Origin of the sequence: Aquitalea magnusonii (assembly GCF_003202035.1) — a bacterium.
Classification (GTDB): domain Bacteria; phylum Pseudomonadota; class Gammaproteobacteria; order Burkholderiales; family Chromobacteriaceae; genus Aquitalea; species Aquitalea magnusonii.
Map to the genome: position 1 here is coordinate 89193 of NZ_QJKC01000016.1, position 9408 is coordinate 98600.

Below are 9408 nucleotides of genomic sequence, written 5' to 3' on the forward strand. Positions count from 1 at the left end.
CAAAAATTAACCACGCTCGCCTTGCTAATAAAGCAAGGCATGAATGACTGACCCGGATGGCCTGCCTGTTATGACAACACCACAGATCCAACTCAAAACTGTCCATGAGCTACGCACCCTCCATTCGGATGGGCATCCCCAGCGCTTCTTCATACCGGCCTACCAGCGGGGGTACCGCTGGTCCCCGCTCCAGGTGACCCAGCTGCTAGACGATATCCGTGAGTTCACTCAGCGTCCCAATCCTCAGCCCCAGGAGTTTTACTGCCTACAGCCGCTGGTGATCAAGGCACGGCCACAGGGGGACTGGGAGGTAGTGGATGGCCAACAGCGTCTGACCAGTCTTTTATTGATCATGCGCCACTTCAACGAGCGCTTGGCCGAACGCTTCCGTCAGCCTCTCTACCGGCTAGTCTATGAAACTCGCCCTAAGCTGGCGGACTTTCTGGCCAATCCTTCTCCAGTGGAGGCGGAGGCCAATGCCGACTACTTTCACCTCTATCAGGCTATGCAGATCATCGAGGGCTGGTTTGCACAGCACGATAGCGAGGTGGAAATGATCAAGGCTGCACTGCTCAACCAGGTTAAGCTCATCTGGTTCGAACTGGCCGAGGGGGACCACCCAGTAGAGGCCTTTACCCGGTTGAATGTGGGCAAGATACCTCTGACGTCAGATGAACTCATCCGCGCGCTATTTTTACGTCGTAACACAAGAGCCGGAGTTGATCCTACAAGTGGTCAGCTGCGCATCGCCTACGAGTGGGATCAACTAGAAAAGTCCCTCCAAAATGATGCCTTCTGGTACTTCATTAGTAACAAGTCGGCTCCCACACAGAACCGCATCGGGCTGCTGTTCGAGCTAGTTGCACAAGAAGATGGCATGCCGCGAACATGGGGGCACGATACATATGCCGCCTTCCATCACATGAATGGGCGGCTCAAGGCGTCTGGCTCCAGCGTTGCGGACGAGTGGGCACGCATCAAGTCCAACTTTCTTCAATTAGAAGAGTGGTACGAGGACCGGGTACTCTTCCACATGGTGGGATACCTGGTACACCAAGGAATGGGCATTGATAGCATCCGCGCACTAGCGCAAGGCAGCACCAAGAGTGGCTTCGAGCGGATCTTGCGTCGTGAAATTTTCAAGTGCGCAACAGGTGATGAGCTACCCACTCCGGTTAGTGAGGCTGCCATACGTGAGCAGCTGCTTTCCCACATGGATGCGCTAAGTTACGACCGCAAGTCAAGTCATCACCGCATCCGTGACTGGCTGCTGCTATTCAACCTTGCAACCTTGCTGCAAGACGTGCGCTCCAATTTGCGTTTCCAATTCGACAGCTTCAAAACCCAAAACTGGGATATTGAGCACATCCGCTCCGTTAGTGATGACAGGCCCGGCCGCACAGATGCGCAAAAGACTTGGCTGGAACACTGCCGTAGTTTCCTGGATACACAAGAACCGGCCAATGCCTTGTGCGAGGAGATTGATACCTACTTAGCAGACCAAGCTGTATCTAAGCTGCCAGAAGTTTTTGATAATCTATATGACAAAATACTTGTGCACTTTGGTGAAGCCGGAGAGTGGGATGCAGAGCACGGCTTGGGCAACCTGACCCTGCTGGACGAGCATACTAATCGCAGCTATGGCAATGCAGTGTTTGCGGTGAAACGCCAGCGACTTCTGTCGCTGGATCAGGCAGGCATTTTCGTGCCGCTATGCACCCGCAACGTCTTCCTGAAATGCTATAGCCCACAGGCGGGAAACTCCCTGTTCTGGACCGAACAAGACCGAGAAGCATACGAAACAACCATGCTGGATACACTCACCCGCTTTTTCTGCGGTCACACGAGGGGCATGCAATGAGCCTAGACCAGCAAATCACCTACACCCAGCTGTTGCAACGGCACACGCAGATCCAGGTTCCCATCATCCAGCGTGACTACGCCCAAGGCCGACCTGACGAGCAGGAGGTGCGCGACACTTTCCTTGCCGCACTAGAAGAAGCCTTACTCAAGCCCACCCATGACGCCAGCCTGCCGCTAAATCTAGACTTCATCTATGGCAGTGTTGAAGCACGCCAGGGAAAGACACACTTCCTCCCCTTGGACGGTCAGCAGCGTTTGACCACCCTGTTTCTGCTGCACTGGTATCTCGCCTGGCGCGACGGCGCCTGGGATGTGTTCACGGCCTTGTTCGTGTCAGAAGGCAAATCCCGTTTCTGCTATGGAGTGCGCCCCAGTAGCAATGACTTTTTCGACCAGTTGGTAGCATATCGCCCAACCGAAGCAGTGGACGAGGAGGCTTCCCTTACTGCCTTGGTGTGTGACCAACCCTGGTTATTTCGAAGCTGGCTGCGCGACCCAACCATCCAATCAGCTCTGGGCATGATAGACGCTATCCATAAGCGCTTTGCTAAGCACTCGGACCTATTTGCCCGACTGATGGATGAATCACGCCCGGCCATCACCTTCCAACTTCTGGATCTGCATGACTTTGGCCTCTCGGACGACCTCTACATCAAGATGAACGCACGGGGCAAGCCTCTGACGGCCTTTGAAAACTTTAAGGCTCGTTATGAGGAATTGCTGAAAACCCAGTTCACCGACCGAAGCTTTAGCATCAGGGATCAATCCTTTCCTGGGCATGAGTACGTGGCCATCCAACTGGACACACAATGGGGGGACTTGTTCTGGCAATTCCGCGATAAAGTCAACAATCTATTTGATCAGGCTTTCCTGCGCTTGTTTCGGGCCGTGGCTTTGGTGACGCGAGACCCGGGAGGCGAAGCGTTCAACAACGATACTGAGCTGCTGCGCAATGCATATAAGAAGCTGTCCTTTCATGACTACCATCTCGGGCATTGGCTGGATGAGCGCTTCTCACTGTCGCTAATTCATTTGCTAAATGCGTTGAAAGTCGAAGACAACAGGCTGTCCACTGGCTTGCTCAGCGGTCTGTTCTTTGACGAGTCGTCTGTACTGGGACAAATCATCCACCCGAGCAACTCCTATACCTCTCTCAGCTACAGCGAGGCGGTGCAGTTCGCGGCCTATGTGGGCTTCCTTCACAAACATGAGGGCAAGCCCGAGCAGGAAGCCTTCGATCACTGGATGAGGGTCATCAAAAACCTGTCGGTGAACACCACCTACAACCGTGTAGCTGATTTCCGGCGCAGCATTGAAAGTGTAAATGTACTGTTGGTGCATGCGGACGGAATTCTGGAGTACCTAGCTAATCCGGATAACCCTGTGGAGGGTTTCAACAGGGTCCAAATCAACGAGGAGCGTATCAAGTGCGCGCTGTTGTTGGCCCATGATGGTTGGGGGCCTCTGATCACAGCTGCAGAGACTCATGGGTACTTCGATGGGCAAATTGATTTCCTTCTCGAGTTCACTGGAGTTACTGAAGCCTTTAAAGCGGAAGCCCCCCGCAACTGGGTTGCTGATAAGCATCGAGATTTTCTGAATGACTTTGCTTGCTATTGGGACTGGGCCTGCACCACCTTCTCTTCAACGGGCTTAAAAAATTTGGGGCAGTTCTGCTGGCAACGGGCTCTGTTGAGCTTGGGCGACTACTTGTTGCCTAAGGGAAGAAATCAATCCTTCTTGGTGGACCGTGCAGACGATGAAGTCAGCTGGAAGCGATTTCTTCGTACACCTGAGAAGCGTGGCCTGCTGAAAGAACTATGGGACCGAATGAAACTTGGTGTTGACTTGCTAGCTCAGCTGGAACAGATCATCGTCAGTAGTTCAGGGGGCGAGGGCTGGCGGAGTTTAATCGTTAGCACACCGGAGATCATGACGTTTTCTGAAGGTCGTTCCATTCGCTTTGAGTCCAGCGAGAGGATTTATATCCTAAAACGTAGCCAGCTTAATGGCGAACACGCCGAACTATTCACGTTCTACCTTTATCAGAAGCTTAAAGCTAACCAGCAAGCTCGTAGCAATATGCGCATAGTCTACGTGACGGCGACAGGTACTGCCTTCATGCCTTACATCAAACTGACGTGCTCCCAGTCCGTTGGGTGGCCTGATTTCACCATCATCGCAGATCGTAACCAATACCGCCTTAGTGCTACATCGCTTATTGAGGAAATTGACCCGCGAGTAGCCTCAATGCTTGGGCAAATCGGTTATCGCCAAGAAGATGGCTACTTTCAGAAAGTGACTGGCTACGGTGAGGTCGAAATTGCATTGACGCAACTGAATGACTGCATCTCGGCTAGCCCCCTGACAACTGAATCGCTTCTGCTTTCCTAGATATTTCATGAACGGAGCTCCATAGGTACCACCCGCCCGTAGCCGTGGAGCACTCAGGACTGGGACTGAATTCTGCCCGGCAGCAGCGTCCGGCTGAAGTTAAAGAATATTGGAGCAATGAATGTATGCTGCATGCCATCACACACAACAAGTCGCGCCTGTATCGGCGCTATCTGGGGCATCGAGAGCACAATGAAAAGAGGGTCCCGGAGGAAGACGAAATCACATCCCTGATCATAGGGCCGTTGGCCTTTCTTCCGGCCAGTGAGATTGGTGCGTTCTGGATGGCACTCGTGAGGTGGGGAAATCCAAAGATCACATTCCCCGAGGGGCCGTTACTCACGCAGAAATGACATTCTGGCCAAGAAAGGGGAATATCGAGCCGGATATGCTGGTCGACCTTTATTGGGAAGATGAACGCAAGTTGCTGCTGATCGAGTTCAAATGGCGGGCTCCTCTAAGTGGCGACGACCAGCTTCACAAGCAGTGGCAGGATTATCTGTCGCACGACGAACGGGAGCGTGCATTGCACCTCTTTATCGCCCCTGACACCGCCGAAGGCAGCAAAGCAATAATGAGGGACGATGTATGGAATGGACGGCTGCTGCTGCGTTCTTGGTTCGATGTGCTGAATACACTGCATCACCTCAATGAGTCGAAGATTCCCCACCTACAGCGCTGGTCTGAAGAGGTGATAGGTTGCCTCGAAAGACTGGGGATTCGCCCCTTCCGTGGTTTTAAACACCTTTCTGCGCCGGAAGTTACGTCTCAGAGGGCCATAGTCTTTTGGAGGGGCTTCGAGGGCTTTGCGCATATGGCAAAGCCTGAGATACCTCCGTTGAACGTCTCACAACAAGCATTCTTTACAGCGGCAGGAGGCCACTGTGGCTGAAATCGGCAAATCTATTTCCGAGTGTGTATCCTTCCTTTCCAAAGTTGGCGCAGAGTGCGAGCTCCTTACTAGGTTGCTGAAGCAGGAGCTAAGCAATCTATTGAGTGATGGATCTGTCAGCAAGTGCGTTATAGCGGGTTCCTGGATAGAGGCTACCGAGACGGACAGCAATGACTGGGTCTTCACCGGCATTGCGCACTCTCTGCCCGTCATCATCAAGCCCAAACGGACGGTCGGTGCCCACCTGTTTTTCCAGATCAGTTTCGTAGGTGATGGCATCGCTGCGGTAGGCAACGAGCAGCCACTGCTGCATGTTGGTTTTTGGTCTGACCCGGTGGACTTTGACGAAAACTGGATGGGGTTCCCTCTGGAAGAGTCTGCGCTGGCAAACCTAACCCTAGAACAAGACCTTTTGTTTAGATGGTCAACGTCCGGTGTAAGCGCAAGTCAGTGGACCTACAGTCTCCGGCTGGCTGAGATTAATACGATGGGGGATGTCCAACAGAAGATCGTGGCCCCAGTAAGAGCGCTTCTGCGGGGTGAAAGTGCCTCGGATGCTTTCTCCCACGCAGTTCACAGTATTGTCCACTATGGTGAGGTCGAAGACGACCCCGGGCACTATCGTGTACTGCAGTAAGTATGAGCATACCTATCGGCTTCGCCAGCCCCAGCACTTCTTTTCTCTAACTCATTGATTAACAAAACCTTGCGACTTTGTTTTCACAAACAGCGCAAATTTTGTAGGTTTTTTTCGCGAAATCTGCACCTTACACCCTCAGCGGCATGTGCACGACGATGGAAAAACGCTTTGAAATCAAGGGCCACGTTTTTCACGAACTCTGCAAACCTACAGTTGCTCAGCAGTGCTTGTAAAAAATGAGCACAAACTGAAAAGAAAGTGCTAACAAGCGAAAGCCCCAGCAGAGATGCTGGGGCTTTTTGGTATTTCGCCAGCTAAATGCAGATATCTCGCTGACTGCTGCATCAAGCTTAAGCACGCAGGGCCACCGCAATGCATCGAAAGCGGCACGGATGGAGCTGTGCAAGCCCCATCCTGGCACTGGGTTACCGCAACATCACGGCCGCTATGCCGGCCTAAAAACCCAGCGTCAGCCTAAGTTCCAGCGCATTGTCCCCGCTATGTGTCTGACTCGCCTGCCAGAAATCGTGAGCATATGACGCGGAGGCGCTGAGTGCCCGCCCCAGTTGATAATCCATGCCAATACCGGCAGACAAGGCGTGTTGTGAGCCTGCATTGTGGTGATTGCGGCCATAGCCGCCATCTACAAACAGATACGGCATCAACCAGCTATTGCCCCCCAGCACATTGAAGGCCGGCAGATGCAATTCGTTGCGGCTCACAACCAGCGAGTCATAGGCACCATCATCGAGCAGATAGCCGCGTACCAGTCCCTCGCCACCGATCCCGGCCTGCTCGGTGTTGGGCAGCGCATTGCTGGAAAACTGTACGATCAACTCATTATTCAGGCTCCACGACTTGGGCAGCCTGCTTAGCTGAGTCAGACGCACATTCAGGTACTGGTAGTCGGACTGGGTCACCCGTGAGCGGGTATAAGAGCTCATCGCCTGGTCGGTGTTATTGCTGTTCAGGCCACCCGGGCTGACATGCAATGTCGCATCGAGTCCGGTCTTGCTATCCGGCCCTTGCCACAGCGCGTTCCAGTTGAAATAAATCTGATCGGTCTCAAGCTGGCTATCCAGTACCTCGGTGTTGCCGAAATAAGTTTTTTGGCGTTCGCGTTTGACTTCCACGCCATAAGCCAGATCACCCGGCAGACGCGAAAAATTGGACAGGCTGAAGCGATGTCCAGCGGATAGTTCGTCAGTCAAATTGCGTACCAGAAACGGGTTGGAACTGGTATTGGTTTCGACATGGTTAAACGTCACTTCCAATCTCTGGCGCGGTGCAAATGGCAGATCCAGATGCAGGCCGTGGCTGAGGTAGCGTTGATGGGCATACTCGCCCCCCAGATGCCCGCTGGGATCCACTCCGTCATGCGAGGTGGTGTATTGATAGGACAGCAAGGAATCGGCCGTCAGCAATCCACCCACCATGGCCCCTGCAAAATAGCGATCCATCCCGGTGGTTTCAGTACCGGAGTTGGCATAGCCGAGAAAAGCACGCCATGGCTTGCTCTCGGTAACCTGCACATCCAGATCGGAACGCCCGAAGCTGGCCCCCGGGGTGAACACGGCCTGGGCCTGGTGGAAGGGATAGCGATTGATCCAGTCCAGGTCTGCCGTCAGCTGATAGGTATCGATCGGCGCGCCTGGCTGCTGGCGAATCAAGGTGCGCAGATGTGGTGTACTGGCGTCGGAGGCGCCTTGTACCGACACCTTGCCGTCCATGAATTCCAGTACACGGATTTGCAAGACGCCGCTGCCGATATTCTGCGGCGGTGTGGACAGCGATATAAACGGAAAACCGCGTTGTCGGTAATAACGGGCAATGGACGCCTCGATTTCGGCAATCAGCTTTCGGGATAGCGGACGGCCAAGCCAAGGGCTGAGCACGGCCTTGCCATCCGGCGTATCAAGCCGTGCCACGCGGCTGGCGTCTATGCCTTCAGCCGTTGCGGACACCGGCATATCGTCGGCGCCCAGCACCACGATGCCGGTCAATGTCGCCCCCAGCGGGGTCGCGTCCTCTGCTCCCGGCACCACATTGGGCGGCAGTATCATTTGCCGCTGTATCTGTGGCACCGGTGCCGGATTAAGTTCGATCGGTGCCGCGGCTGCGAACTCAGCCACTGTCATGGTCAACAGGCACCCCGCGGTTACGTAGACACTTCCCCAAACCAATGGCCTGATGGTATGCATTGTTATTATCTTTCCGCTTATTGAGTCATGAATTGAATCGCATCGCCAACATAGCGATTATCCGGATAGGGTGAGCCTGTCATCTGCTCCCCAGACTGCCGAGCCAACTGCAAATTGCCGCTGGAACCACCACCGGATCCGGTCTGGACCACACCGCTGGACGTCTCCCCCTTGCTGTTGCCAATGCCACCATTACCACCGTTGCCAGCCGGCGCATTGTGCGTCGCAGTCCCCTCGGTCTCGGCCCCCCCGCTGGTGCCGGACGGCGCTGGCGGATTGAAAGTGGAAGCCCCCTGGTTGAAAGCGATCACCGGGGTCGAAAAACTGGAGGCGTTGCTGTGTTCGCCGTTAGCAGGCAGCTGTTGCACGCTGATCGCGGGCAAAGGATTGATGGTTAGAACCCCCGGCTGGTAGGCAATGTTGTAGTTAGACAGGCCGCTGCCGGTGGCATTGAAAGCGGTAATCACATAACTGCCAGCCGGAGTCTGCGGCAGGGTGGACGTCGCCCCGCCAGGCAAGGTTTCGGTCAGGCTGGACACCGTATCGCTCCCGAACAGCCCGGAAGTGGTGTAACCCGACAGCACATATGGCGTACCGGCCGTGACAGTCTGATTCGCCGCCGTAATCGTCAGCGCTGCTGGCACCACGGCGAGGCTCCCGGTGCCGCCAGACAAGGTGTAGTCCGCATTGCTGAGGCTCAAGCCGCCCAGGGCGGTCAACTGCTGGTTGCCGACCACCTTCCCGGCCATAGCCGCAGTGCCACCAACGGTGACGCTGTCCCCTTCGATTAGGTTGCTGACCGTCAGGTTGCTGCCCTGGGCGGTAGTCGTGCCGTTATAGGTCTGGCTACCGGTCAGGGTGACCGCCAGCGGGTTGACCGTCATGCTGCCGCTGGCGCCAGTCAGGGTGTAGTCGCTGTCGCTCAGCGTCAGGCTGTTGAAGCCTGACAGGGCGCGGCTGCCAACGTGGGCGCTGGCCAGGGTGGCGCTGCCACCGACGGTGACGGTATCGCCGACGATCTGGTTGCTGACCGTCAGGTTGCTGCCCTGAGCAGTAGTCGTGCCGTTATAGGTCTGGCTACCGGTCAGGGTGACGGCCAACGGGTTGACCGTCATGCTGCCGGTCGCCCCAGTCAGGGTGTAGTCGCTGTCGCTCAGCGTCAGGCTGTTGAAGCCCGACAGGGCGCGGTTGCCGGCGTGGGCGCTGGCCAGGGTGGCGCTGCCGCCAACGGTGACGGTGTCGCCGACGATCTGGTTGCTGACCGTCAGGTTGCTGCCCTGAGCAGTAGTCGTGCCGTTATAGGTCTGGCTACCCGTCAGCGTCACCGCCAGCGGGTTGACCGTCATGCTGCCGGTCGCCCCAGTCAGGGTGTAGTCGCTGTCGCTCAGCGTCAGGCTGTTGAAGCCCGACAGGGCGCG

At 55.3% G+C, this 9408-nt stretch carries 6 protein-coding genes; 4 read left to right on the forward strand and 2 right to left on the reverse strand.

What is annotated here, in order from left to right:
- Positions 1 to 43 precede the first annotated feature (43 nt).
- The 4 genes from DFR38_RS16430 (at position 44) to DFR38_RS16450 (ending at position 5786) form a co-directional block, all read left to right on the forward strand.
- Positions 44 to 1861: a DUF262 domain-containing protein gene (locus tag DFR38_RS16430; protein WP_110313636.1), complete on the forward strand. Its 1818-nt coding sequence runs from the start codon at positions 44 to 46 to the stop codon at positions 1859 to 1861.
- Entirely contained in the window at positions 1858 to 4257 is a 2400-nt protein-coding gene (locus DFR38_RS16435) for a DUF262 domain-containing protein (RefSeq protein ID WP_059285401.1), read from the forward strand. The genes DFR38_RS16430 and DFR38_RS16435 overlap by 4 nt, the downstream gene beginning before the upstream one ends.
- A gap of 388 nt (positions 4258 to 4645) precedes the next feature.
- Positions 4646 to 5149: a hypothetical protein gene (locus DFR38_RS16445; protein ID WP_146215997.1), complete on the forward strand. Its 504-nt coding sequence runs from the start codon at positions 4646 to 4648 to the stop codon at positions 5147 to 5149.
- Positions 5142 to 5786, forward strand: coding sequence for a hypothetical protein (locus DFR38_RS16450; protein WP_059285398.1), 645 nt, complete (start codon positions 5142 to 5144; stop codon positions 5784 to 5786). Before DFR38_RS16445 ends, DFR38_RS16450 begins: the two co-directional genes overlap by 8 nt.
- A 458-nt stretch (positions 5787 to 6244) precedes the next feature.
- On the opposite strand, the gene DFR38_RS16455 is transcribed toward DFR38_RS16450, so the two are convergent.
- Positions 6245 to 7852, reverse strand: a complete 1608-nt coding sequence (locus DFR38_RS16455) for a ShlB/FhaC/HecB family hemolysin secretion/activation protein (protein ID WP_059285397.1) — start codon at positions 7850 to 7852, stop codon at positions 6245 to 6247.
- A 155-nt stretch (positions 7853 to 8007) separates the two neighbouring features.
- Positions 8008 to 9408, reverse strand: a 1401-nt coding sequence (locus DFR38_RS21280; RefSeq protein WP_158527749.1) for a YDG domain-containing protein, incomplete at its 5' end; no start/stop codon positions are given.